Raw genomic sequence first — 26398 nt, 5'->3', positions numbered from 1 at the left:
ACGGGGGCGCCGCCTTGCCATCCCAAGCGCCGGACGACGCGTCCGCGTGTCTCCCACGATCGATGACCGACCTGACCTAACCTGCGAACATGTGTTCGACGCAGGTGGTGGTCTGATGCGTGTCCTCGGGATCGACCCCGGTCTGACGCGGTGTGGCATGGGCGTGGTCGAGGGCCAGGTCGGCCGGCCGCTCAGCCTCGTGGACGTGGGTGTCATCCGCACCACCAGCACGCTCCACGTCGCGGACCGGCTCGTCTCGATCGAGAAGGGCATCGACGCCTGGATCGAGGAGCACAGGCCGGACGCGGTCGCCGTGGAGCGGATCTTCGCCCGCTCCGACGTCAGCACGATCATGGGCACCGCCCAGGCCAGCGGCCTTGCCCTGGTGTGCGCGGCCCGCCGGGGGATCCCCGTCGCGCTGCACACGCCGTCCGAGGTGAAGGCCGCCGTCTCCGGCAACGGCCGCGCCGACAAGGCGCAGGTCGGAGCGATGGTGACCCGCATCCTGCGGCTGGACGCGATGCCGAAGCCCGCCGACGCCGCCGATGCGCTGGCGCTGGCCATCACCCACATCTGGCGGGGCGGCGCCCAGGCCAGGATCGACGCAGCCGTGGCTGCAGCAGGGAGGACCAGATGATCGCCCACGTGCGCGGCACCGTCGCCGCGTTGACCCTCTCGAGTGCCGTCCTCGAGGTCGGTGGGGTCGGGCTGGAGCTGCTCTGCACGCCCGGCACCCTCGCCGGGCTGAGGACCGGCCACGAGGCCACACTGCCGACATCGCTCGTCGTGCGGGAGGACTCCCTGACACTCTTCGGCTTCGCCGACGAGGACGAGAAGTCCGCCTTCGAGCTCGTCCAGACGGCGTCGGGCGTCGGGCCCAAGCTCGCCCAGGCGATGCTGGCCGTGCTCACGCCGGACACGCTGCGCGTCGCGGTCGCGACGGACGACGTCAAGACCCTCACGAAGGTCCCGGGCATCGGCCAGAAGGTCGCTCAGCGGATCATCCTCGAGCTCAAGGACCGTCTCGGCGCCCCGATCGGAGCATCACGCTCAGCCGCGCCCTCCGCGTCGCCGACGTGGCGCGACCAGGTGCAGGAGGCGCTCCAGGGTCTCGGTTACAACGCCAAGGACGCGGAGCGCGCGGTGGCCGTCGTACCCGACCCTGACGGGACCCCCAACGTGAGCGCGCTGCTGCGCGCGGCCCTCCAGGGCCTCAGCAAGGCGTAGCCGATGCCCTTCCACGAGGACGAGCTGGCGGCAGCTGAGTCCGCCCACCTGCAGGGGCTCACGGCGGCCGAGGCCGAGGGCGACGAGCGCGCCGTCGAGTCGGCGCTGCGTCCGCGCAGTCTCGACGAGGTCGTCGGCCAGACGCGTGTGCGCGACCAGCTCGGCCTGGTGCTCGAGGCGGCTCGGCAGCGGGGGAGAGCCCCCGACCACGTCCTGCTCAGCGGGCCGCCGGGACTCGGCAAGACCACGCTCGCGATGATCATCGCCTCCGAGATGGGCTCGCCGCTGCGGCTGACCTCCGGGCCGGCCATCACCCACGCCGGCGACCTCGCCTCGATCCTGTCCGGCATGAACGAGGGCGACGTCCTCTTCGTCGACGAGATCCACCGGATGTCGCGGCCGGCGGAGGAGATGCTCTACATGGCCATGGAGGACTTCCGGGTCGACGTGGTCATCGGCAAGGGACCGGGTGCGACGGCGATCCCACTCGAGATCCCACCCTTCACGCTCGTCGGCGCGACGACGCGCGCCGGGCTCCTGCCGGGACCGCTGCGCGACCGGTTCGGCTTCACCGGCCACCTGGAGTTCTACGAGCCCGGTGAGCTCGACCTGATCGTCCACCGCTCCGCCGGACTGCTCGGCGTCGAGCTCACCGACGAGGGCGCGGCCGAGATCGCGTCCCGCTCGCGCGGGACCCCGCGCATCGCCAACCGCCTCCTGCGTCGGGTGCGCGACTTCGCCCAGGTGCGGGCCGACGGCGTGGTGACCCTGGACATCGCGGGCCGTGCGCTCGACCTGTACGAGGTCGACGCGCTCGGCCTCGACCGCCTCGACAGGGCCGTGATCGACGTGTTGTGCCGACGTTTCGGCGGCGGGCCCGTCGGCGTCTCGACGCTGGCCGTCGCCGTCGGCGAGGAACGTGAGACGGTCGAGGAGGTCGCCGAGCCGTTCCTGGTGCGCAACGGCTTCCTCGCCCGTACGCCGCGCGGCCGGGTCGCCACTCCCGCCGCCTGGGAGCACCTCGGGCTGGCCGCGCCGGCGGTCGCGCCGTGGCAGGACCCGCTCTTCGAGGAGTGACGTCCCGGGAAGCGCTGTCGCGCTCCCCGGGACGGTGACGCCTGTCGTGGTCAGAGAACCGAGGTGATCGTGCAGCTCGGGTCGGTGGCGCCGGACTTGTCGAAGACGAACTTCATCGACGTGCCCCCGGAACCCCGGTAGTAGTCCACGTTGCTCAGCGTGTGCCAGGCGTTGTCCTGGATGCCGCTGTCGGTGGAGAAGTGCTTCGACGGAGCGATGCCGCCGTCGACCCAGTCGACGTTGGCGTTGTTGCCACCGCTGTTGGAGCCCTTGAAGATCTTGTACTGCACCGCCGTCACCATGGTGCCGACGTGCGCGACGCGTACGTATCCGGTGAAGCCTCCCTTCGTGCAGGACTTCGTCGGCCAGAAGGATTCCGCCGCATGGGCGGCCTGCCCAGCGGACACGGCAGCGCAGGCGGCGGCCGATGCGACGGCGGAAGTGGCGATGCGACGCCAGGTTGATCTCATGAGATGCCTCCCCGTTCGGGATCGTGTCGTTTCCTGAAGGGGCGCGCGTCGACGCGCCCCTCGGGATGACACGCCGTGGGGTGCGTCATCACGGCGCTGCGTGCTTCCGGTTACGAACGGCCCCGATTCGTGGCGCACGCCACGCCCGTGTCTAGACTTGCCCGTCGGCCGACCCGTCGTCGGCCGCTTCCTGCTGTCACTTGGAGAGAAATCCCCGTGGGCTCACTCGCCGGACTCTTGCCGTTCGTGCTCATCCTCGCCGTCTTCTGGCTGCTGATCCTGCGTCCGCAGCAGCGCAAGCAGCGGGAACTTCGTAGCCTCCAGTCCTCGTTGAGCACGGGGAACGAGGTGATGCTCACCTCGGGCATCTTCGGCACCGTCAGCGGTGCTGACGACGACCACGTCCTGGTCGAGATCGCCACGGGGGTGACTGTCAAGGTCGCCCGCGGCGCGATCGCCCAGGTCCTGACCGCACCAGAGCCGGAAAGCGACGAGTCCGCCGGCTCGGAGGAGAACTGACAACGATGGCACGCAAGACGCCCAAGCCGGGGCGCACCCTCACGGTGTTCTTCCTGGCGCTGGCGATCGCCTACGCACTCGTCGCGCTCGGAGGCACCTGGAAGCCCCAGCTCGGCCTCGACCTCCAGGGCGGCACCCGGATCACGCTGATCGCCGCGGGGAACCCGTCCAGGGACAACCTCAACGAGGCCCGCGGGATCATCGACCAGCGCGTCAACGGATCCGGTGTCACGGAGGCCGACGTCACGACGTCGGGAAGCAACCTGATCGTCGTCGAGATCCCGGGCAAGAACAGCCAGGATCTCGTCGAGACGGTCGCGCGACAGGCCCAGATGCGCTTCCGGCTCGTCGCCTGTGACTCGAGCTCCGCGTGTGGTGCGGCCTCGTCCTCGACCGCTCCCACCACCCCTGGGCTGACCGCGCCCTCGGGCTCGCCGTCGCCCAGCGCGCCCGCCGCGCAGCGCGCACCGGTCGGCTTCGGCAAGGCAGACGCGACGCCGACCCCCACGACGTCTCCGAGCGCCGACGCGAGCTCGACCGCGTCGCCCTCGCCGAGCAGCACCGCCAAACCGGGCGCCAAGAAGTCGACGCTCGACTCGGCTCTCGCGTTCATGAACAACCCGCCGGCCGAGTGGGCTCAGAAGTTCAACGACTTCCAGTGCCCGACCACGACGGCGGAGATCAAGGACGACCCGAACCAGCCGCTGATCACCTGCAACCCGGACGGCACCCAGAAGTACCTCCTCTCGCCGGCCATCATCGAGGGCACGGACCTGACGGGCGCCAGCTACGGGATCCCGCAGAACAGCCTGCAGTACGTCGTCAACCTCAGCTTCAACGGCCACGGCCGGGGCATCTTCGCCGACACGACCGGCGCCATCGCCGGCACCGGCCAGCTCTTCGCGATCGTGCTCGACGGCCAGGTCATCTCGGCCGCGAAGGCTGACGAGCGCATCAGCGGCGGTGCCCAGATCTCCGGCAACTTCAGCGAGGCGGAGGCGAAGAGCCTCGCGACCAGCCTGAAGTACGGCTCGCTGCCGATCTCGTTCGAGAAGTCCGGGACGTCCGTCGAGGTCATCGGGCCGACGCTGGCGGGCAACCAGCTCAGCGCGGGCCTCATCGCGGGTGCGTTCGGTCTCGGCCTGGTGATGCTCTACTGCCTCATCTACTACCGCGGCCTGGGCATCGTGGTGCTGTCGTCGCTGTCGATCGCCGCCGTGTGGACCTACGCGATGGTGCTGCTGCTGAGCAAGACGGCCGGCTTCACACTGACGCTCCCCGGCATCGCCGGCCTCATCATCGCGGTCGGCATCACCGCCGACTCGTTCGTCATCTTCTTCGAGCGCATCCGCGACGAGATGCGTGAGGGCAGGTCGATGCGTGTCGCCGTCGAGACCGGCTGGGTGCGCGCGAAGCACACCCGTATCGGTGCGAGCTTCGTCTCGCTCTTCTCGGCGCTCATCCTCTACATCTTCGCGACGGGCGTCGTGAAGGGCTTCGGCTTCGCGCTGGGCCTCTCGACGCTCATCGACCTCGCGGTCCTGTTCTGGTTCACCAAGCCGCTGGTGTCCTGGTTCGCCCGCTTCCGCTTCTTCAACGCCGGCGGCAAGCTCTCCGGGCTCAGCCCCGAGACGCTCGGCACCGACGTCCCTGTCGCCGTGGGAGGTAAGGCCTGATGGGCAAGTTCTCCAGGCTCGGCAACGAGCTCTACAACGGTCATCGCTCGATCGACTTCGTCCACAAGCGCCCGCTCTGGTACTCCATCTCCGGAGGCATCGTCCTCGCCGCGCTGCTGGTCGTGATCTTCAACGGCTTCAACTTCGGCGTCGAGTTCACCGGCGGCACGGAATACCGGATCAACGGGCTGAGCTCGTCACAGGCCAATCAGGCGACGGTCGACCAGCTGCGTCAGAACATCGTCGACGCGAACATCCCGGGTGCCCACGAGCCGACGGTGGCGACCTCCGGCGCTGACGGGATCACCATCCAGACCGAGGAACTCGGCGTCTCGGGTAACAAGCAGATGGTCGACGTCATCGAGTCGACGGTGACCATCAACGACCCGGCCAAGCAGGTCTCTCCGTCGTCCATCGGCGCCAGCTGGGGCAAGGAGGTCGCGCAGCGGGCGCTCCTGGGCGTCGGCGTCTTCCTCGTCGTCGTCATGCTCTTCATCGGGCTCTACTTCCGCGAGTGGAAGATGTCGATCGCGGCCCTCGTCGCGCTGTTCCACGACATCGTGATCACGATGGGCGTCTACTCGCTCTCGGGATTCTCGGTGACCCCCTCGGCCGTGACGGGCCTGCTCGCGATCCTCGGCTTCTCGCTCTACGACACCGTGGTCGTCTTCGACAAGATCCGGGAGAACACCCGCAACCTGCGCGAGTCGCGCATGACGTACGCCGAGGCGGCGAACCTCGCCGTCAACCAGACGCTGGTCCGCTCGATCAACACCGGCATCATCGCGCTCATCCCGATCGGTGCGATCCTCTACGTCAGCGCCGTGCAGCTCGGTGCCAGCTCTCTGAAGGACCTGGCGCTCGCCCAGTTCGTCGGCATGGCCGCCGGCGTCTTCTCCTCGGTCTGGGTCGCCCCGCGCGTCCTGGTGCACCTCAAGTCCAACGAGTCCGAGGTCCAGCTCGCCGAGAAGCGGGCGAAGGCCCGTGCCCGCGCCGAGGCCGACCGCTACGCCGCGGTGCCGACGTTCAGCGAGACCATGCCCGTCGACGACGAGCCGGCCGAGCTGAACGACGACCTCGGGCTCGAGGTCGAGACGGCGCAGGCGCGCCCGCGGACCGACAGCACGGCGAACCGGCTCGGCCAGGGCCGGATCGCTCCTCCCGCGCGTGGCCCGGTCCGCCCGAGCGGAGCAGCCGGTCGGCAGCAGCCGTCCCGGCAGCCGCGCTCGCAGCGGGGCAAGAAGTCGTGACGGTGTCGCTCACCGCGACGCTCGACGAGCTGATCCGGGACGTCCCGGACTACCCCTCGCCGGGGATCCTGTTCAAGGACATCACGCCGCTCCTGGCCGACCACGACGCCTTCACCGCCACGGTGCAGGCGCTGGCCGAGGTCGGCCGCGACTCGGCGGGGACGACCGTGGTCGACAAGGTGCTCGGGATGGAGGCGCGCGGGTTCATCCTCGCCGCCCCGGTGGCGCTCGCGCTCGGCGCCGGCTTCGTGCCGGTCCGCAAGGCGGGCAAGCTGCCCCGCGAGACGCACGCGGTCTCCTACGCGCTGGAGTACGGCGAGGCGACGCTCGAGCTGCACCGGGACGCCGTCGCACCGGGCGAGCGGGTGCTGCTCGTCGACGACGTGCTCGCCACTGGCGGCACGATCGCGGCCACGCGCGAGCTGGTCGAGAAGTGCGGTGGCACGGTCGCCGGCGTGGCGGTGCTGATGGAGCTCGCCGCGCTGCCCGGCCGCGAGGCGGTCGGTGCGCTTCCGGTCACCGCTCTGCTGACCGTGTGAGGCCTCGTCACTAGACTGTGGCAATGACCGACAAACCGACTGTGGCCGCGCCGCGTGAGAGCGCCAGCCAGGGGCGGGGTGGCGGTCAGCAACCGGACGCGCAGCCGCCCTCGGGGCGCAGCATGCGTGCGCGACTGGCGCGGATGGGCCAGCGCAGCACGGTCGGAAACCCCGTCCTCGAGCCGCTGTTCCGCGCCGTACGGGCGAACCACCCGAAGGCCGACCTGGCGCTGCTCGAGCGCGCCTACGTCACGGCCGAGCGCCTGCACGAGGGTCAGCTGCGCAAGAGCGGCGACCCCTACATCACCCATCCGCTCGCCGTGACGACGATCCTCGCCGAGCTCGGCATGACCGAGCCGACGCTGGTCGCGGCCCTCCTCCACGACACGGTCGAGGACACGCCGTACGTGCTGGAGCAGGTGACGAAGGACTTCGGCAGCGAGGTCGCGCAGCTCGTCGACGGCGTCACGAAGCTCGACAAGGTCCAGTACGGCGACTCCGCGCAGTCGGAGACCATCCGCAAGATGATCGTCGCGATGTCGAGGGACATCCGCGTGCTCGTCATCAAGCTCGCCGACCGGCTGCACAACATGCGCACCCTGCGCTACGTCCCGCTGAAGTCGCAGGAGCGCAGCGCCCGCGAGACGCTCGACATCTACGCGCCGCTGGCGCACCGCCTCGGCATGAACACGATCAAGTGGGAGCTGGAGGACCTCGCGTTCGCCACGCTGCACCCCAAGATCTACGACGAGATCGTGCGGCTGGTGGCCGAGCGGGCGCCGTCGCGCGACCAGTTCCTGGCGCAGGTGATCAGCCAGGTCGAGAACGATCTGCGCGAGGCGAAGATCAAGGCGACCGTCACCGGCCGCCCGAAGCACTATTACTCGATCTACCAGAAGATGATCGTCGGCGGTAAGGACTTCACTGACATCTACGACCTGGTCGGCATCCGCATCCTGGTCGCCGAGGACCGCGACTGCTACTCCGTCCTCGGCGTGCTCCACTCGCGTTGGAACCCGGTCCTGGGCCGGTTCAAGGACTACATCTCGCTGCCGAAGTTCAACATGTACCAGTCGCTGCACACGACGGTCATCGGTCCGCAGGGCAAGCCCGTCGAGATGCAGATCCGGACGTTCGCGATGCACCGGCGCGCCGAGTACGGCGTCGCGGCCCACTGGAAGTACAAGGAGGACGGCCGCGCCGGCGTCGACACCGACAAGCAGGGCGACCTCGACGACATGGGCTGGGTCCGCCAGCTCATGGACTGGCAGTCCGAGGTCGAGGACCCGGGGGAGTTCCTGGAGTCGCTGCGGTTCGAGATGAACCGGACCGAGGTCTACGTCTTCACGCCCCGCGGCGACGTCATCGCCCTCCCGTCGGGCGCCACGCCCGTCGACTTCGCGTACGCCGTCCACACCGAGGTCGGGCACCACACGATCGGCGCCCGGGTGAACGGGCGGCTGGTCCCGCTCGAGTCGACCCTCGACAACGGCGACGTCGTGGAGGTCTTCACCTCCAAGTCGCCCACCGCCGGTCCGTCGCAGGACTGGCTGGGCTTCGTCAAGAGCAACCGCGCCCGCTCGAAGATCCGTGCCTGGTTCACCAAGGAGCGCCGTGAGGAGGCGATCGAGAAGGGCCAGGAGCAGATCGCCAAGCTGATGCGCAAGGAGGGCCTGCCCCTCAAGCGGCTCATGTCCCACGAGTCGCTGACGCTCGCGGCCCGGCACTTCAACATCGCCGACGTCGACGCGCTCTACGCGGCCGTGGGGGAGAGCAACCTCTCCGCCCAGGCGGTCGTGCGCCGCGTCATCGAGGAGCACGGCGGCAACGAGGGGGCCCAGGAGGACCTGGCCGAGGCGGTCACGATCACCGGGCGCCGGAATCGCGCCACGACGGCGCGCAGCAACACCGACGCCGGCGTACTCGTCAAGGGGGAGTCGGACGTCTGGACCAAGCTCGCCAAGTGCTGCACGCCGGTGCCGGGTGACGCGATCATCGGGTTCGTGACCAAGGGCGGCGGCGTCTCGGTGCACCGGGCGGACTGCACCAACGCCTCGTCGCTCAACAGCCAGCCCGAGCGTCTCGTCGACGTCGAGTGGGGGTCGGGCTCGGACACGACGTACCTGGTCAACATCCAGGTCGAGGCGCTCGACCGCTCGCGGTTGCTGTCCGACATCACGATGGCGATCTCGGACGCCCACGTGAACATCCTGTCCGCGCAGCTGAGCACCACCCGAGACCGCGTCGCCAAGAGCCGCTTCACCTTCGAGATGGCTGACGCCAAGCACCTCGACCAGGTGCTCAAGTCGGTGCGGTCGGTGCCTGGCGTCTTCGACGCCTACCGCGTCACCAGCTGACCTGAACGAGGACGGGCGGAGTCCCCGGTTAACCGCGGACTCCGGAACTTCCGGGGGTGCATGCCACCCCGGGAGTTCCGCTCGTCCCTGGGCCGCGTCGACAGTTCCCTGGGAAGAGCGAGTATCCACAGCCCGATGAGTCCCATGGTTCAGCCGATCGGACCGCGGGCAAGACGTCGTCATGACGCCTGACGACCCCATGCTGACCGATATCTGGCTGCGCAGAGAGCTCCTGGCCTCGGGTGAGAACGAGAAGACCCTCAGGCGCGCGTTGCAGGCCGGGCTCTACCGGCGGCCGCGCACGGGCGCGTACGTCGACGGGGCGGTCTGGGACGCGGCCAGCGCCGAGGCCCGATACGCCATCAAGGTGAGGGCGGCGTACCGGCAGGCGAAGACCGAGGTCGTCATCAGCCACGCCTCTGCGCTTCTCTTCAACGAAGCGCCCAGCTGGGGCGTCGATCTGTCCGAGGTGCATCTGACGCGCCTCGACGGGAAGACCGGCCGGCGTGAGGCCGGCATCCGTCAGCATTGTGGCCGGCTCGCCGACGGGGACGTTCGCGACGTGCACGGACTCCAGGTCATCGCGCCGCTGCGCAACTGCCTGGAGGTCAGCACGGCCGCGTCGGTCGAGGTCGCGCTCGTCGTCGTGAACCACTTCCTGCATCGGGGCGACTTCACGCTGGAGGAGTTGCGCGAGCGCTACGCGAACCGGATGGATCGCTGGCCGCATTCGCTGACCACCGACCTTGTGCTCCGCCTCGCGAATCCACTGGTCGAGTCGGTCGGGGAGTCGCGGACGTCGTACTTCTTCTGGAAGCAGCGCCTGCCGACGCCGGTGCCTCAGTACGAGGTGTACGACGGCAGCGTGCTGGTCGCGCGACTCGACTTCGCGATTCCGGAGCTGGGGGTGTGGTTCGAGTTCGATGGGCGCATCAAGTACCAGGGCGAGGTCGACCCGAGTGATGTGGTCTTTCGCGAGAAGCGTCGAGAGGACCTGGTCCGTGAGCTGACCGGGTGGAGGTGCTTCCGCATCACGTGGAAGGATCTCGCAGACCCAAGGGCGCTTGCCGAACGGATCAGGGCATTCATCGCCCGGGTGCTGGCCAGCGCCTGATCGCAGCGTCGCCGGTCGGCCCGCCGGCGCGTACCCAGGGAACTGCCGACGCGACCCAGGGAAGAGCGGAACTCCCGGGCTGTCGTGCACCCCCGGAAGTTCCGGAGTCCCCGGTTAACCGGGGACTCCGCCCGGCCCCCAGCGTCAGCTGAAGTCGGCGCTGGCCCGCCGGGCCATGTCGAGGAACTGCTTGCGCGACTCGAGGTTCTCCTCCAGCGAGGCGATCCGGCGGGCGTCGCCGGCGGCGCGGGCCTTGTCCAGGTCGGCCTCGACCTGGGCGATGGCGGCCTCGAGCTTGGTGATCATGTCGTCGGCGCGGGCCGACTTCTCCGGGTCGGACCGGCTCCACTGCTCGTCCTCGACGGCCTTGATCGCCTGCTCGACCTTGCGCATGCGGCCCTCGAGGTCGCGGATCCGGTCGCGCGGTACCTTGCCGGCGGCGTCCCAGCGCTCGGCGAGGTCGCGGAAGGCGGCCTTCGCAGCGGCCAGGTCCTCGACCGGGAGGATCGCCTCGGCCTCGACGAGCAGCTGCTCCTTGACCTCCGCGTTGGCGCCGAACTCGGCATCGATCGCGGCGTTGGCGGCGTCGCGGGCGCCGAAGAACGCGTCCTGCGCGCCGCGGAAGCGCTTCCAGAGGGCGTCGTCGACGTCCTTCGGAGCCGGGCCGGCGGCCTTCCAGCGCTGCATCAGGTCGCGGTAGCGGCCGGCGGTCGGGCCCCACTCGGTGGAGTCGGTGAGCGCCTCGGCCTCGACGACCAGCTTCTCCTTGATGGCCCGCGCGCCCTCGCGCTTCTCGTTCAGCTCGGCGAAATGCGCCTTGCGGTGACGGGTGTACGCCGTGCGCGCCGTCGAGAATCGCTTCCACAGCGCCTCGTCACCGGCCCGGTCGATGCGCGGCAGCACCTTCCACTGCTCGAGCAGGTCGCGCAGCCGGTTGGCGCCGTTGCGCCAGTCGGTGCCCTGCGCGAGGGTCTCGGCCTCGGAGACGATCCGCTCCTTCTCGGCGCGCGCCTCCTCGGTCTTCGCGGCCCGCTCCGCCTTGCGCGCCTCGCGCTGCGTGGCGATGACCGGGGTCAGCGCGTCGAGCCGGGCGTTGAGCGAGGCCAGGTCGCCGACCGCGTGGGCATCGGCCACCTTGCCGCGCACCACCTTGATGGCCTCGGTGGCCTCGTCGGGGCTCGCCTTGGCGGTGTGCACGCGTCGTTCGAGCTGCTCCACCTCGAAGGCGAGCTGGTCGAACCGGTCGGTGAAGAGCTTCAGCGCCTCCTCGGGCGAGCCGTCCGGATACTGGCCGACCCAGCGTTCCCCTTCGGCCGTCGTCACGTAGACGTTGCCCTCGGCGTCGACCCGGCCCCACTCGTTGCTGGTCACTGGTGATCCCTGTCCGATCATCGTCGTCACACTGCCCCGGACCCCGCAAGGATGGATGGAGACCCGGCCAGGCGCCCATCGTAGTCAGAGATCGGCCCGGGCTGCCCGGGACCACCGATGCGACGGACGTCCGGCGCGCTCGATAGGGTTGCCCGGTGTTGATCGCAGGCTTCCCCGCCGGCCCGTGGGGCACCAACTGCTACGTGGTGGCGACCGGGCCGGGCAGCGAGTGCGTGGTGATCGACCCCGGCAAGGACGCCTCCGCAGGCGTCGCGGACGTCGTCCGCGAGCACCGGCTCAAGCCGGTCTCCGTGCTCGTCACCCACGGGCACGTCGACCACATGTGGTGCGTCGCTCCGGTCGCCGGGACCTACGACGCGACCGCCTGGATCCACCCGTCCGACCGGCACCTGCTCACCGACCCGACGGCGGGGCTGAGCGCCGAGACGACCCAGATGCTGCTGGGCGGCGACTACCGCTGGGCCGAGCCGGACGACGTGCGAGAGCTCGGCGACGGCCAGGCGCTCGAGCTGGCCGGCCTGCGCTTCGTCGTCGACCACACGCCCGGCCATACCGAGGGGTCGGTCACCTTCCGCACGCCCTACCTGCGCGACGACGTCTCCGAGCTGATGTTCTCCGGGGACCTGCTCTTCGCCGGTTCGATCGGGCGGACCGACCTCCCCGGCGGCGACCACCCCACGATGCTGCGCAGCCTCACCACCAAGGTGCTGCCGCTCGCCGACGACGTCGTCGTGCTCCCCGGGCACGGCGAGCAGACCTCGATCGGCCGCGAGCGCGCCACGAACCCCTTCCTCCTGGACCTGATCGGGACCTGAATTGAGCACCGACAAGATCGCCGCCCCCAAGGGCGTCCCCGAGTACCTCCCTCCCGTGTCCGCCGCCTGGCTGGCCATCAAGGACACCCTCGCGCGCCAGGCCACGCTGGCCGGCTACGGATACGTCGAGCTGCCCGTCTTCGAGGAGACGGCCCTGTACGTCCGCGGGGTGGGTGAGTCCACCGACGTCGTCTCCAAGGAGATGTACACCTTCACCGACCGCGGCGGCCGATCCCTGACGCTGCGGCCCGAGGGGACCGCCGGCGTCATGCGGTCGGTCATCGAGCACAGCCTCGACCGGGGCCAGCTGCCCGTGAAGCTCTGGTACGCCGGGCCGTTCTTCCGCGCCGAGCGGCCCCAGCACGGTCGCTACCGCCAGCTGCAGCAGTTCGGCGTCGAGGCGATCGGCTCGGACGACCCCGCCCTCGACGCCGAGGTCATCGCGATGGCCGACAACGGCTACCGCGAGATCGGCCTGACCGGCTACCGGCTGGAGATCACCAGCCTCGGCTGCGGCGACTGCAGGCCGGCGTACCGCGAGAAGCTGGTCGCCTTCCTCGAGGGCCTCGACCTCGACGACGCGACCCGCGAGCGGGCGCGGATCAACCCGCTGCGCGTCCTCGACGACAAGCGCCCCGAGGTGATCGAGCAGCTCACCGACGCTCCGCTGATGATCGACCACCTGGACGAGGCGTGCGCCGAGCACTTCGGGACCGTCCGAGCGCTGCTGGACGCCGGCGGGACGGCGTACGTCATCAACCCGCGGATGGTGCGCGGCCTCGACTACTACACGCGCACCACCTTCGAGTTCGTGCACGACGGCCTCGGCGCACAGTCCGGCATCGGCGGCGGCGGCCGGTACGACGGCCTGATGAGCGAGCTCGGCGGGCAGGAGCTGTCCGGCATCGGATTCGGTCTCGGCCTCGACCGCATCCTGCTGGCGTGCCAGGCCGAGGGCATCGCGCCCGGTCCCGACACCGCACTCGACGCGTACGTCGTCCCGCTGGGTCAGCAGGGGAGTGCCGCCCGGCAGCGTGCCGCGCTGCTCGTGGCGGAGCTGCGTCGGGCGGGGCTCCGCACCGACCAGGGCTTCGGTGAGCGTGGGCTCAAGGGCGCGATGAAGGCAGCCGACAGATCCGGGGCGCCGCTGGTCGTCGTCCTCGGCGAGCGCGACCTCGAGACGGGCGTCGCCCAGGTGAAATCGATGGACACCGGCGACCAGGTCCCGGTCCCCTTGGGGGAGCTCGCCACCTACCTGGTGAACGTCACCGCAGCAACGAAGGCAACGAAGGCAACGAAGGAGCAGATCCAGTGATCCGCACACACCAGGCCGGCGCCCTGCGCGCCGAGCACGTCGGGCAGACCGTCACCCTCGCGGGGTGGGTGGCCCGGCGGCGCGATCACGGGGGCGTGACCTTCATCGACCTGCGCGACGCGAGCGGCGTCGTCCAGATCGTCATCCGCGACGAGGAGTCGGCGCACGCCCTGCGCAACGAGTTCTGCCTCAAGGTCGTGGGCGAGGTGGTGGCGCGCTCCGAGGGCAACGTCAACCCGAACCTCGCCACGGGCGAGATCGAGGTCGTCGTCAGCGAGCTGGAGGTGCTCAGCCCCTCCGCGCCGCTGCCTTTCCCCATCGACGAGCACGTCGAGGTCGGTGAGGAGGCCCGTCTCAAGTACCGCTACCTCGACCTGCGCCGCAGCGGCCCGGCCGAGGCGATCCGTCTGCGCAGCAGGGTCAACAAGGCGGCCCGCGACACGCTCGACAGGCACGACTTCGTCGAGATCGAGACGCCGACCCTGACACGCAGCACCCCCGAGGGCGCCCGCGACTTCCTGGTGCCGGCGCGGCTGCACCCCGGCAGCTGGTACGCCCTGCCGCAGAGCCCCCAGCTGTTCAAGCAGCTGCTCATGGTCGGTGGGTTGGAGCGCTACTACCAGATCGCGCGCTGCTACCGGGACGAGGACTTCCGCGCCGACCGGCAGCCGGAGTTCACCCAGCTCGACATCGAGATGAGCTTCGTGGACCAGGAGGACGTCATCGCCTTGATGGAGGACGTCCTCGCCGCGATGTGGGCGACCATCGGCCAGGAGATCCCGCTCCCGATCCCGCGGATGACCTACGCGGACGCGATGCGGCGCTACGGCTCGGACAAGCCCGACCTGCGGATGGGCTACGAGCTCGTCGAGTTCACCGACTACTTCAAGGACACGACGTTCCGCGTGTTCCAGGCCGAGTACGTCGGCGCCGTCGTCATGCCCGGTGGGGCGAGCCAGCCCCGCAAGCAGCTCGACGCGTGGCAGGACTGGGCCAAGCAGCGCGGCGCACGCGGCCTCGCGTACGTGCTCGTCCAGGAGGACGGCACCCTCGGCGGGCCGGTCGCCAAGAACCTCTCCGAGGCCGAGCAGGCGGGGCTCGCCGCCCACGCCGGCGCGAACCCGGGCGACTGCGTCTTCTTCGCGGCCGGTGTCAAGAAGGCGAGCCGCGCGCTCCTGGGTGCCGCGCGCCTCGAGATCGGACGTCGCTGCGGCCTCATCGACGAGGACGCCTTCGCGTTCACCTGGGTGGTCGACGCGCCGATGTTCGAGCCCGCCGCCGAGGCGGTCGCCAGCGGAGACGTCGCCGTCGGGGCGGGCGCGTGGACGGCCGTCCACCACGCCTTCACCGGCCCCAAGCCCGAGTTCCTCGACACGTTCGACACCGACCCCGGCAGCGCGCTGGCCTACGCCTACGACATCGTCTGCAACGGCAGCGAGCTGGGCGGCGGCTCGATCCGTATCCACCGTGAGGACGTGCAGAAGCGCGTCTTCAACGTGATGGGGATCAGCGACGAGCAGGCGAGCGAGAAGTTCGGCTTCCTGCTCGAGGCGTTCAAGTACGGCGCCCCGCCGCACGGCGGCATCGCGCTGGGTCTCGACCGCGTCGTCGCCCTGCTCGCGAGGGTCGACTCCATCCGCGAGGTGATCGCGTTCCCGAAGTCGGGCGGCGGCTTCGACCCCCTCACCGCCGCCCCAGCCCCGATCACGGAGCAGCAGCGCAAGGAGGCCGGTGTGGACGCCCTCCCGCAGGAAGATCTGCCCTCAAACGGCTGATCCTGGGGGATCGCTCCCTTCCGGGGGCTGATCCGCCGTACGCGTGACGAACGCGTCTTGACCAGATCGTTATCCGTAGGTGATCGTGAATGCGCCTTGCGTCACATACAGTCGCCTGCGGTGTCGAAACCACGGACACCCGACGGGTGGGCCCAGCCGGCCCTCGAAATCCCGTCGAGAGAATGGACACGAGGTGACATGACCGCCACGCCAGTCAGCAACCTGGAGAGCGAGCACCTGCCCGACCCGACCGGTCACTCGGACGACGTCGACCCGGCGAAGATCGCCGGCAAGTCGCCGACGAAGCTGGCGTTCGAGCGGTTCCGCAAGGACAAGCTGTCGATGGTGTCCTTCATCGTCGTCGCCCTGTACGTCCTCGCCGCCGTGACCGCGCCCTTCCTCGTGAAGTTCGGCGTGCTCGACCCGCGGTCGTTCCACAACGTCGGCAGCGACAGCCTGCTCAACGAGTTCACGCTGCCGAAGGGCCGCTTCGGCGGCATCAGCTGGCACCACCCGCTGGGCGTCGAGCCCGGCACGGGCCGCGACGTCCTGTCGCGGGTGTGGCTGGGCACGACGCTCTCGCTCACGCTGAGCCTCCTCGCGAGCCTGCTCGCGATGATCATCGGCACCGTGCTCGGCATCATCGCGGGCTTCACCCGCGGCTGGGTGGACGGCCTGATCGGTCGCCTGATCGACCTGACGCTGTCGTTCCCCCAGACGCTGATGCTGCTGGCGCTGTCGGCGCCGATGTACGCGTTCATCACCCAGAGCCTGCACGTGCCTGCGGGCGACGTCGGCTGGGCGACGTACGTCGTGATCTTCCTGGCCCTCTTCGGCTGGCCCAGCATCGCCCGACTCATCCGTGGCCAGGTGCTGTCGGTCCGCGAGCGTGAGTTCGTGGACGCGGCCAAGCTGTTCGGCGCGTCGAAGGCGCGGATGTACTTCAAGGAGATCCTGCCGAACCTGTGGGCCCCGCTGCTGGTCAGCTTCACGCTGACGCTGCCGGCCTACATCTCCGCAGAGGCGGCCCTGAGCTACCTCGGCGTGAGCATCAAGCCGCCGACGCCCACGCTCGGCAACGTCCTGCGCAACTCACTCGACTACGCGCAGTTCGACTTCGTGTTCTTCTTCGCGCCCGCGTTCGCGATCGCGCTCATCGTCGTCTGCTTCAACCTGCTCGGCGATGGCATGCGCGACGCGCTCGACCCGAAGACGAACCGATAGTTCCCAGACTTCGACGGCAGGTCGCCGTCGAATGTGCCGCCGCACCAGGCGTGTCACACATCCAAGGAGAAGCAATGGCCAACAATCGAAAGCGGCTGCTCGCAGCAACTGCTGCGACTGCGATGACGGTTGCACTCGCCGCGTGCGGCGGCGGTAGCGGGGGCGACAACAACAAGAGCTCGTCCTCGAGCGGGTCGACCAAGGCGGGCGGCACGCTCACCTACCTGTTCGCCACGCCGCTGGGTCACATCGACCCGCAGCGGGTGTATGTCGGTCGCGACATCACCAACTTCAGCCGCACCGTGTACCGCCAGCTCGTCACCTTCCCGATCTCGTCCGACGTCTCGAAGGCCACGACCCCGGTCCCCGACCTGGCGACGGACACCGGCACCTCCACCGAGGGCGGCAAGGTCTGGCAGTTCACGATCAAGGACGGCGTGAAGTGGCAGGACGGCAGCGACATCACCTGTGAGGACTTCAAGTACGGCGCCTCGCGTGTCTTCGCGACCGACGTCATCACCGGTGGTCCGAACTACCTGCTGAGCTACCTCGACGTGCCCACCGACGCTGACGGCGTGCCCACCTACAAGGGCCCGTACAGCAAGCAGGGCCAGGCCGACTTCGACAAGGCGATCACCTGCGACGGCAAGACGATCACCTACCACTTCAAGAAGCCGTGGCCGGACTTCCCCCTCGCGATCGCTGCGCTCCACATGATGGACCCGTACAAGCAGTCGCAGGACAAGGGTGAGGGCTCGAACTTCACCATCTTCTCCGACGGCCCGTACATGCTCGACGGCACGTGGGACGAGAACAAGGGTGGCACCCTGGTTCGCAACCCGAACTACGACCCGAAGACCGACACCAAGGAGAACCGCCAGGCTCTCCCGGACAAGATCGTCATGGACATCGGCAAGACGCCGGAGACCATCAACGACCTGCTGATCCAGGACAGCCCGGAGGCCCAGGCCGCCGTCACCGGCACCCGCGTTCTCCCGCAGTACATCGCCCAGGCCTCCGGCCTCGGTGACCGCTACAGCAACGTCGAGTCCCCGTACGTCGACTACCTGCAGCCGAACACGAAGCGCCTCTCGCTCCCGGTCCGCCAGGCTCTGGCGACCGCGACCAACATCACCGGCTGGATCACCGCCGGTGGTGGCGAGAAGTTCTACAAGCCGGCCGACTCGATCGTGAACCCGTCGGTTCCCGGTTACCAGCCGGTCGAGCAGTTCAAGGACATGGGTGCCGGCAACGCCGACGCTGCGAAGAAGATCCTGACCGACGCGGGCATCAAGATGCCTTACCCGATCACCTTCACCTTCGACGGCTCCTCGGAGACCGGCAAGAACCAGGCCGCTGCTCTGGCCGACACGTGGGACAAGTCGGGCTTCAAGGTCACCCTGAACCCGCTGACCGACGCCTACTACCCGACCATCCAGGACCCGAACGCCAAGTCGGACATCACCTGGGCCGGTTGGGGTGCTGACTGGCCGTCGGCTCTGACCGTCACCGCGCCGCTGTTCGACAGCCGTATCAACCTGACCAAGAACTCCAACGGCCAGGACTACGGCAACTACTCGAGCAAGGAGTTCAACGGTCTCGTCGACCAGGCCCAGCAGGCCGCCACGGTGGACGAGCAGACGAAGTACCTCCAGGACGCTGACGCGGTCCTCGGCAAGGACTACGCCTACATCCCGCTCGAGATCGCGCTGTTCAACTGGGTCCACGGATCCAAGGTCGCCAACTTCACCACGGACGCGGCCTCCAACGGCTACCCGGACCTGGGTGCCATCGGCGTCAAGCAGTGACGACGGCGGCGTGAGCCGTCCTCATCGCTGAGCAACACCGAGGGCCTCGGCCCTCACCAACCCGGCCGGGTGGACGCACTGGCGTCCACCCGGTCCGAGTGGGAGCCTGGTCGCATGGCAGTGGCCCGCGGCCAGGCGCCCGCCTGTCCAGACAAATCGATCTCGACCTCGAGGTGACCCCATGCTGGCCTACGTCATCCGCCGGATCTTCATCGGCGTGATCATGCTCCTCGTGATGAGCTTGGTGACGTTCGTCCTCTTCTTCTCCTCACCGGTCGACCCCGCGCAGTTCGCCTGTGGCAAGAACTGCTCGCCGGCCCTGCGTGAGCAGGCCCGGAAGTCGCTCGGCTACCCGCCGCGCAACGCGGGCGTGTGGGAGAGCAACATCAAGGGCCCCGCCGTGCTGTGGGCCAACTTCACCAAGGGCATCGTCGCCGGCCGTGACTTCCCGGCCGACAAGCAGATGCGCGAGGCCGCGCCGCAGAATGTCGTTCACTGTGCCGCGCCGTGCTTCGGCTACTCGACCTACAGCATCAAGACCGTCAACACGATGGTCGGTGCCGCCCTCCCCGTCACGTTCTCGATCGCGCTCGCCGCGGTCATCCTGTGGGTCCTCTTCGGTGTGCTGATCGGCGTGCTCGCCGCCATCACCAAGGGCTCCTTCATCGATCGTGGAATCGTCGGGCTGTCGCTGTTCGCCTACGCGTTCCCGTCGTTCTTCATCGGCACCTTCCTGCTGCGCTACATCGCGATCAAGTTCGGCTGGGTCCCGGTGCCGGCGTACACCCCGATCGCCGAGGGCGGCCCGTTCAAGTGGGCGTTCAACCTCACGCTGCCGGCGATCACCCTCGCGCTGCTCTACATGGCCAGCTACGTCCGTATGACCCGCGCCTTCGTGCTCGAGTCGCTGACGGAGGACTACGTGCGCACCGCCCGCGCCAAGGGCGTCAACGGCCGGACCGTGCTCTTCAAGCACGCGCTGCGGGCCGCACTCACCCCGCTGGTCACCATGGCGGGTCTCGACTTCGCCGGCGTCCTCGGCGGTGCGATCATTACCGAGTCGATCTTCAACTTCAACGGACTGGGCAAGCTTGCGGTGTCGGCGAACACCAACTACGACCTTCCGGTGCTCATCGGCATCGTGTTGATCGCAGGTGCGTTCGTGATCCTGGCGAACATCATCGTCGACATCCTGTACGCCTTCATCGACCCGCGCGTCCGGGTCGGCTAGGAGAGTCTTCACCCTTGAGCACCGTGAGCACCCCCTTCCTCTCCGTCAGGGACCTCAAGGTCCACTTCCCGACGCCGGACGGCATCGTCAAGGCGACCGACGGGCTCTCCTTCGATCTCGAGAAGGGCAAGACTCTCGGCATCGTCGGTGAGTCCGGATCCGGAAAGTCCGTCTCCAGCTCGACGATCCTCGGTCTGCACCGAGGGAGCCGAGCGATCGTGAGCGGCGAGATCCTGCTCGAAGGCGTCGACCTGCTCCAGGTCTCCGACGAGGACATGCGTCGTCGTCGTGGCCTGGACGTGTCGATGATCTTCCAGGACCCGTTGTCGGCGATGCACCCGTACTACACGGTCGGCAACCAGCTGGTCGAGGCCTACCGCGTGCACAACAACGTCTCGAAGAAGGCGGCCCGCACGCGCGCCATCGAGATGCTGGAGCGCGTGGGCATCCCGCAGCCCGACCGTCGGGTCGACGACTACCCGCACCAGTTCTCGGGCGGCATGCGCCAGCGCGCCATGATCGCCATGGGCCTGATCAACAACCCGGGCCTGCTGATCGCGGACGAGCCGACCACCGCCCTCGACGTCACCGTCCAGGCGCAGATCCTCGACCTGCTCCAGGACCTGCAGCGCGAGTTCGACTCGGCGATCATCATCATCACCCACGACCTCGGCGTCGTGGCGGAGATGGCCGACGACGTCCTGGTGATGTACGCCGGCAAGGCGGTCGAGTACGGCCCGACCAAGGACATCCTGGTGCGGCCCGAGATGCCGTACACATGGGGCCTGCTGTCCAGCGTCCCGGACGTCACGGCCGACACCTCGGCGAAGCTCATCCCGATCCCGGGCAACCCGCCGAGCCTGCTCAACCCGCCGCCAGGCTGCGCCTTCCACCCGCGCTGCCCGCACGTGTCCAAGGTGCCCGGTGACCTGTGCCGCACCGTCCAGCCGGACCTCGTGCCGGGCCGCCAGGGCCTCGGCCACCTCAAGCGCTGCCACCTCACCGACCCCGACGAGGTGTACGCCCTCGAGGTGCTCCCCGAGATCGACCCCGCGCGCGCCGACGAGCTCGCTCACGAGCTGGCGCCCTACGCCACCGACGAGAAGGACCCGCAGTGACCACTGACGAGCTCACTCCTCACGGCGCCGAGCAGGCGCTGACCGAGGCGAAGCCGATCCTCCGCGTCGAGGACCTGAAGATGTACTTCCCCGTGAAGAGCTCGGGGTTGATGCGCCGCACGATCGGCCAGGTGCAGGCCGTCGACGGCGTCTCCTTCCAGGTCAACGCCGGGCAGTCGCTCGGCCTGGTCGGCGAGTCCGGATGTGGCAAGTCGACCACCGGTCGGCTCATCACCCGCCTCTACAAGCCCACCGGCGGCTCGATCGAGTTCGACGGCCGTGACATCGCCGGGCTGTCCGAGCACGAGCTGCACCCGCTGCGTCGCGACATCCAGATGATCTTCCAGGACCCGTACACGTCGCTGAACCCGCGGCACACGGTGGGCTCGATCGTCGGGGCGCCTCTGGCCATCCACAAGGTCGTGCCGAAGAACAAGATCCTCCCGCGCGTCCAGGAGCTGCTCGAGGTCGTCGGCCTCAACCCGGAGCACTACAACCGCTACCCGCACGAGTTCTCCGGCGGCCAGCGGCAGCGCATCGGCATCGCCCGGGCGCTGACCCTGCAGCCGAAGCTGCTCGTCGCCGACGAGCCTGTCTCGGCGCTCGACGTGTCGATCCAGGCGCAGGTCATCAACCTGCTCCAGGACCTGCAGCGCGAGTTCAACATCGCGTTCCTCTTCATCGCCCACGACCTCGCCGTCGTCCGGCACTTCTGCCCGGAGATCGCGGTCATGTACCTCGGCAAGATCGTCGAGATCGCCGACCGCGAGACGCTGTACAACCGGCCGCACCACCCGTACACGCAGGCGCTGCTCTCGGCCGTCCCTGACGTCAAGCAGGCCTCGGTCGGCGGCAGGCGGGAGCGGATCCGGCTCGAGGGCGACGTCCCGTCGCCGATCAACCCGCCGTCGGGCTGCCGGTTCCGGACCCGTTGCCCGATCGCGCAGGACATCTGCGCCCGGGTCGAGCCGCCGCTGCTGCAGGTCGGGCCGACCCACAAGGTCGCCTGCCACTTCCCGGGCGAGATCGGCAAGCACCCGGAGAAGCCGATCACGCCGCGGCTGCTCGGCGTCGACGACAGCGGTACGCCGGACCTGGCCGCCGGCCCGGCGACCGACCTGCCGACCGGTGCCGGATACTCGGACAGCTGGTTCGACCTCGAGAACAACACCATGGGGAAGTCGACGCCATAGCACGCGCCTCGCTGCGTCGGCGGCGCTCGACGACCGCTCCGCTCACCAGGTCGCCTTCGCACCGCCGCCTTTGCGATGCACGCACACCGGCGTCGCCTGAGGGTGCTCTCGGGCGTCGCCTTAGGGTGGCGCTGTGAGTGATGGCCTGTTCGAGCTCGGCGGTACGCCGGCCGGCGGATCCCTGAGCTCGGCCGACCACGCGTCCGCGCCGCTGGCGGTGCGGATGCGCCCGCGGTCGCTGGACGAGCTGGTCGGTCAGGCGCAGCTGCGTGCACCCGGCAGCCCCCTGCGGCAGCTGATCGAGGGCGACAAGTCGCTCTCGCTGCTGCTCTGGGGGCCGCCGGGCACGGGCAAGACCACGATCGCCGCGATCGTGAGCCGGCACACCGACCGGCGCTTCGTCGAGGTCTCCGCGGTCTCCGCCGGTGTCAAGGAGGTCCGCGCGGCGATCGACCGCGCCCGCGCGGATCTCGTCGCGACCGGCAAGGAGACGGTGCTGTTCGTCGACGAGGTGCACCGGTTCAGCAAGGCACAGCAGGACGCGCTGCTGCCAGGCGTGGAGAACCGCTGGGTGACGCTCGTCGCCGCGACGACCGAGAACCCGTTCTTCTCGGTGATCTCGCCACTCCTGTCGCGCAGCCTGCTGCTCCGGTTGGAGTCGCTGACCGACGACGACGTCAGGGACGTCCTCGAGCGCGCTCTGACCGACGAGCGCGGCCTGGCCGGTGAGTTCACCATCGCCGAGGACGCGCTCGACCACCTCGTCCGGCTCGCGGGTGGGGATGCCCGGCGCTCGCTCACCTATCTGGAGGCCGCGGCAGGGGCCGCGGCCTCGCAGGCGAGCCGCGACATCGACCTCGCGACGGCCGAGACCGCCGTCGACACGGCGGCGGTGCGCTACGACCGCGACGGCGACCAGCACTACGACGTCATCAGCGCCTTCATCAAGTCGGTGCGCGGCTCGGACGCCGACGCGGCACTGCACTACCTGGCCAGGATGATGGAGGCCGGGGAGGATCCGCGCTTCATCGCCCGCCGGCTGATGATCCTCGCGAGCGAGGACATCGGCCTGGCCGACCCGGCCGCGCTGACGACCGCCGTCGCCGCGGCCCAGACCGTGCAGCTCATCGGGATGCCCGAGGCGCAGCTCACCCTCGCGCACGCCACGATCGCGCTCGCGGTGGCGCCGAAGTCGAACGCGGTCACGACCGCGATCGGCGCGGCGCTGGGCGACGTGCGGGCCGGGCGGATCGGGCAGGTGCCCGCCCACCTGCGCGACGCGCACTACGGCGGCGCGAAGAAGCTCGGCCACGGGTCGGCGTACGTGTATGCGCACGACGAGCCGTTCGGCATCGCCGAGCAGCAGTACCTGCCCGACGTGCTCGCCGACGCGACGTACTACCTGCCGAAGGAGATCGGCGCCGAGAGCGCGATCAAGGAGCGCTGGGAGCGCGTGCGCGCCATCGTCCGGGGGAGCGGTGCAGGAAGGGGCAGGAAACAGCCGAAGGGCCCGCGATAGGGTCAGTGGCCATGACCGCGCTCACGATCTCCCTGGCCTCGGTGGCCGCGATCGCTGGCATCGTCGCGGTCCTCGCGCTGGTCGCGCTGCGGCGTGCTCGGCTCGAGGCCGCCGGCCAGGTCGCGGCGCTGCTGGAGCGGCTCGACGCCGTCGAGTCGCGGCTGCAGGAGGACGTTCAGGGGCCGGTCGTGCGCACCGAGCACGAGTACGTGATCACCCGGCTCGGCGAGCTCGAGTCGGCACCCGCGCAGGCGTCGGCACCGGTTCGGTTGGCCCCGCCCGCGTTCGCCGACGCGGTCCTGCGGGAGACCGTGGTCCAGACCGCCTCCCTCCTCCAGGGCGTCCGCCGGGCTCTCGCCCCCGAGACGCGGTACCGGATCAGGTTCGAGATGAAGCGCGAGCTCAAGCGCTCCCGCAAGCTCCGGAAGCTGGAGGCCAAGGAGGCGCTGCGCGAGTACCGCGCCCGCCACCGCGCCCAGATGGCCCACAGCGAGGGCGCCGCATGAGACGCGGGCTCTGGTTCGCCGCGGGCGCCGGGCTCGGCGTCTACGCGATGGTCCGCGGACGTCGGGCCGCCGAGGCGTTCACCGCCGACGGGCTGCACGACAGGTGGCAGGCTCTCGGGGTGGGTGCACGACTGTTCCGCGACGAGGTGGCCACCGGCAAGGCGGAGGCCGAGACCCGGCTCCGTGAGCGGTTCGGGCCGACGTACGACCCGACACCGCAGCTGGGCGCCGGGTCCGACGGGCCGCCGGGTCTCGACACGCCCACGCTCGTCCCGCGCGAGGGCTACGCGACCAACGATGACAACCGACACGACTTCGAGGAAGGCTCTCAGTGAGCACAGTGCCAGAGGATGGCCGGCCCGACACCTGGCTGAGCACGGCGGAGGTCCGCCGACGCTTCACCAGCCACTTCGCCGACGACGCAGCCCTGCCGCACACCGCGGTGCCGTCTGCGTCGCTGCTGCTCGACGACCCGAACCTGCTGTTCGTCAACGCCGGCATGGTGCCGTTCAAGCCGTACTTCCTCGGCCAGGAGACGCCGCCGTTCCCGCGCGCCACCAGCGTGCAGAAGTGCATCCGGACGCCTGACATCGAGGACGTCGGCAAGACGACGCGGCACGGCACCTTCTTCGAGATGTGCGGCAACTTCTCCTTCGGCGACTACTTCAAGGAAGGCGCGATCGCGCTCGCCTGGGACCTGGTCACGAAGTCGATCCGCGACGGCGGCTTCGGGTTCGACGAGGCAGTCCTCTACCCGTCGGTGCTCGACGGCGACGACGAGGCCGTCGGGATCTGGAAGAAGGTCACCGGTCTGCCCGACGACCGCATCGTCCGGCTGCCGGCCAAGGAGAACTACTGGTCGATGGGCGTGCCCGGTCCCGGCGGCCCGTGCTCGGAGATCCTCATCGACCGCGGCCCGGCGTACGGCGCCGACCGCGACTGGGACGCGGGCGACCGCTACCTCGAGTTCTGGAACCTCGTCTTCATGCAGGACGTGCTCTCCGCGGTGCGGTCCAAGAGCGACTTCGACATCGCCGGGCAGCTCCCGAAGAAGAACATCGACACCGGCATGGGCCTCGAGCGGGTCGCCTACCTGCTGCAGGGTCGCCACAACATGTACGAGACCGACGTCATGTTCCCGGTCATCGAGAAGGCGATGGAGCTGACCGGCCGGTCCTACGGCTCCGACCATGACGACGACGTCCGCTTCCGGGTCGTCGCCGACCACGTCCGCTCCTCGATGATGCTCATCAACGACGGCGTCACGCCTGGCAACGAGGGCCGAGGCTACGTGCTGCGCCGCCTGATGCGACGCGCCATCCGATCGATGCGGCTGCTCGGCTGCGAGGACCGTGTGCTGCCCGAGCTGCTGCCCGTCTCCCGCGACAGGATGGGGGAGACCTACACCGACCTGCACCAGCACTGGGAGCGGATCTCGACGGTCGCGTTCGCCGAGGAGGACGCCTTCCGGCAGACGCTGAAGGCGGGCAGCCAGATCTTCGACCTCGCCGCGGGCGAGGTGAAGAAGGCGGGTGGCACCGTCCTCGACGGTGCGCGGGCGTTCCAGCTGCACGACACCTACGGCTTCCCGATCGACCTCACCTTGGAGATGGCCGCCGAACAGGGCCTCGCGGTCGACGAGGACGGCTTCCGCCGGCTCATGGGCGAGCAGCGGCAGCGGGCGAAGGACGACGCGCGCGCCAAGAAGAGCGCCCACCGCGACGCCGCCGCCTACCGCGAGATCGCGGACTCGCTCGGCCGGGCGGTCGACTTCACAGGCTACGAGACCACGACCGACGAGGGCACCGTCAGCGGGATCGTCGGCGCGGACGGTGTCGTGTCCAGCGCACGCGAGGGCGACGAGGTCGAGCTGGTCCTCGACCGCACGCCGTTCTACGCCGAGGGCGGCGGCCAGCTCGCCGACACCGGGTTGATCGAGCTCGCCAACGGCGCGCGCCTCGAGGTGCTCGACGTGCAGAAGCCGATCTCGGGCCTCATCTCCCACCGGGTGCGTGTCATCAACGGCGAGGTCGTGCCCGGCCTCGGCGCGCACGGCGTCGTCGACCTGCGTCGTCGGCTCGCGATCAGCCGGGCGCACACCGCGACGCACATGGTGCACAAGGCGTTCCGCGAGGCGCTCGGCGAGACGGCCACCCAGGCCGGCTCGGAGAACGCGCCCGGTCGCTTCCGGTTCGACTTCTCCGCCACGGGCGCGGTCCCGCAGTCGGTGATGGCCGACGTCGAGGCCACGGTCAACGCCGTCATCCTCGACG

23 protein-coding genes are annotated in these 26398 nt (G+C 69.4%); 21 read left to right on the top strand and 2 right to left on the bottom strand.

All coding sequences use genetic code 11. The features are described from left to right. Positions 1–115 precede the first annotated feature (115 nt). The 3 genes from ruvC to ruvB are packed head-to-tail and all read left to right on the top strand — an operon-like array spanning position 116 to position 2304. Positions 116–637: a crossover junction endodeoxyribonuclease RuvC gene (ruvC, locus tag ABD205_RS09680; protein ID WP_344044592.1), complete on the top strand. Its 522-nt coding sequence runs from the start codon at positions 116–118 to the stop codon at positions 635–637. Then, positions 634–1227: a Holliday junction branch migration protein RuvA gene (ruvA, locus tag ABD205_RS09675; protein WP_344044591.1), complete on the top strand. Its 594-nt coding sequence runs from the start codon at positions 634–636 to the stop codon at positions 1225–1227. Before ruvC ends, ruvA begins: the two co-directional genes overlap by 4 nt. A 3-nt stretch (positions 1228–1230) precedes the next feature. Next, positions 1231–2304 (top strand): Holliday junction branch migration DNA helicase RuvB, encoded by a 1074-nt coding sequence (gene ruvB / locus ABD205_RS09670; RefSeq protein WP_344044590.1) that lies wholly within the window; start codon positions 1231–1233, stop codon positions 2302–2304. Positions 2305–2354: 50 nt separating this feature from the next. On the opposite strand, the gene ABD205_RS09665 is transcribed toward ruvB, so the two are convergent. Beyond that, positions 2355–2774 carry a hypothetical protein gene (locus ABD205_RS09665; RefSeq protein WP_344044589.1) on the bottom strand — a complete coding sequence of 140 codons (420 nt, stop codon included), beginning with the start codon at positions 2772–2774 and terminating at the stop codon, positions 2355–2357. A gap of 216 nt (positions 2775–2990) precedes the next feature. Between ABD205_RS09665 and yajC the strand changes: the two genes are divergently transcribed. From yajC to ABD205_RS09635, 6 genes are all read left to right on the top strand, one after another. After that, positions 2991–3293: a preprotein translocase subunit YajC gene (gene yajC, locus ABD205_RS09660; protein WP_344044588.1), complete on the top strand. Its 303-nt coding sequence runs from the start codon at positions 2991–2993 to the stop codon at positions 3291–3293. 5 nt (positions 3294–3298) lie between these two features. Then, positions 3299–4969, top strand: a complete 1671-nt coding sequence (secD, locus tag ABD205_RS09655) for a protein translocase subunit SecD (RefSeq protein ID WP_344044587.1) — start codon at positions 3299–3301, stop codon at positions 4967–4969. Continuing rightward, complete coding sequence (secF, locus tag ABD205_RS09650) at positions 4969–6219, top strand: protein translocase subunit SecF (RefSeq protein WP_344044586.1); 1251 nt, start codon at positions 4969–4971, stop codon at positions 6217–6219. Before secD ends, secF begins: the two co-directional genes overlap by 1 nt. Positions 6220–6221: 2 nt before the next feature. Beyond that, positions 6222–6758, top strand: a complete 537-nt coding sequence (locus ABD205_RS09645; RefSeq protein ID WP_344044585.1) for an adenine phosphoribosyltransferase — start codon at positions 6222–6224, stop codon at positions 6756–6758. A gap of 23 nt (positions 6759–6781) precedes the next feature. Then, the gene (locus ABD205_RS09640; RefSeq protein WP_425572794.1) at positions 6782–9115 is read left to right on the top strand and encodes a RelA/SpoT family protein; all 2334 of its coding nucleotides are present in this window, start codon (positions 6782–6784) and stop codon (positions 9113–9115) included. Positions 9116–9296: 181 nt separating this feature from the next. Then, entirely contained in the window at positions 9297–10229 is a 933-nt protein-coding gene (locus ABD205_RS09635; RefSeq protein ID WP_344044584.1) for a hypothetical protein, read from the top strand. Positions 10230–10373: 144 nt separating this feature from the next. Here ABD205_RS09635 and ABD205_RS09630 read toward each other — a convergent pair whose 3' ends face one another. Continuing rightward, the gene (locus tag ABD205_RS09630; RefSeq protein ID WP_344044583.1) at positions 10374–11600 is read right to left on the bottom strand and encodes a DUF349 domain-containing protein; all 1227 of its coding nucleotides are present in this window, start codon (positions 11598–11600) and stop codon (positions 10374–10376) included. Between the two features lie 155 nt (positions 11601–11755). On the opposite strand from ABD205_RS09630, the gene ABD205_RS09625 reads away from it, so the two are divergent. The 12 genes from ABD205_RS09625 to alaS all read left to right on the top strand — a co-directional run. After that, positions 11756–12436, top strand: coding sequence for an MBL fold metallo-hydrolase (locus ABD205_RS09625; protein WP_344044582.1), 681 nt, complete (start codon positions 11756–11758; stop codon positions 12434–12436). A 1-nt stretch (position 12437) separates the two neighbouring features. After that, on the top strand, positions 12438–13751 hold the full coding sequence (gene hisS / locus ABD205_RS09620) for a histidine--tRNA ligase (RefSeq protein WP_344044581.1): 1314 nt from the start codon (positions 12438–12440) through the stop codon (positions 13749–13751). Next, on the top strand, positions 13748–15526 hold the full coding sequence (gene aspS, locus ABD205_RS09615; protein WP_344044580.1) for an aspartate--tRNA ligase: 1779 nt from the start codon (positions 13748–13750) through the stop codon (positions 15524–15526). Before hisS ends, aspS begins: the two co-directional genes overlap by 4 nt. A gap of 198 nt (positions 15527–15724) precedes the next feature. Beyond that, positions 15725–16750 carry an ABC transporter permease gene (locus ABD205_RS09610; RefSeq protein WP_344044579.1) on the top strand — a complete coding sequence of 342 codons (1026 nt, stop codon included), beginning with the start codon at positions 15725–15727 and terminating at the stop codon, positions 16748–16750. Between the two features lie 74 nt (positions 16751–16824). Beyond that, positions 16825–18558, top strand: a complete 1734-nt coding sequence (locus ABD205_RS09605; protein ID WP_344044578.1) for an ABC transporter substrate-binding protein — start codon at positions 16825–16827, stop codon at positions 18556–18558. A 181-nt stretch (positions 18559–18739) separates the two neighbouring features. Continuing rightward, a complete protein-coding gene (locus ABD205_RS09600; RefSeq protein ID WP_344044577.1) occupies positions 18740–19789 on the top strand; it encodes an ABC transporter permease in 1050 nt (349 codons plus the stop codon). A gap of 23 nt (positions 19790–19812) precedes the next feature. Beyond that, on the top strand, positions 19813–20907 hold the full coding sequence (locus ABD205_RS09595; RefSeq protein ID WP_425572793.1) for an ABC transporter ATP-binding protein: 1095 nt from the start codon (positions 19813–19815) through the stop codon (positions 20905–20907). An 80-nt stretch (positions 20908–20987) separates the two neighbouring features. Then, positions 20988–22100: an ABC transporter ATP-binding protein gene (locus ABD205_RS09590; RefSeq protein ID WP_425573049.1), complete on the top strand. Its 1113-nt coding sequence runs from the start codon at positions 20988–20990 to the stop codon at positions 22098–22100. A 133-nt stretch (positions 22101–22233) separates the two neighbouring features. Beyond that, on the top strand, positions 22234–23619 hold the full coding sequence (locus ABD205_RS09585; protein ID WP_344044574.1) for a replication-associated recombination protein A: 1386 nt from the start codon (positions 22234–22236) through the stop codon (positions 23617–23619). 11 nt (positions 23620–23630) lie between these two features. Continuing rightward, positions 23631–24125: a hypothetical protein gene (locus ABD205_RS09580; RefSeq protein ID WP_344044573.1), complete on the top strand. Its 495-nt coding sequence runs from the start codon at positions 23631–23633 to the stop codon at positions 24123–24125. After that, a complete protein-coding gene (locus tag ABD205_RS09575) occupies positions 24122–24460 on the top strand; it encodes a DUF6167 family protein (RefSeq protein ID WP_344044571.1) in 339 nt (112 codons plus the stop codon). The genes ABD205_RS09580 and ABD205_RS09575 overlap by 4 nt, the downstream gene beginning before the upstream one ends. A gap of 35 nt (positions 24461–24495) precedes the next feature. Continuing rightward, the coding region (alaS, locus tag ABD205_RS09570) for an alanine--tRNA ligase (protein ID WP_344045843.1) at positions 24496–26398 on the top strand (1903 nt) is incomplete at its 3' end.

It is taken from the genome of Nocardioides panacihumi, assembly GCF_039530925.1.
In the GTDB taxonomy this organism is placed as follows: domain Bacteria; phylum Actinomycetota; class Actinomycetes; order Propionibacteriales; family Nocardioidaceae; genus Nocardioides; species Nocardioides panacihumi.
The sequence above is the reverse complement of the archived record's forward strand: the minus strand, read 5'-3'. Positions and strand labels throughout refer to the sequence as shown.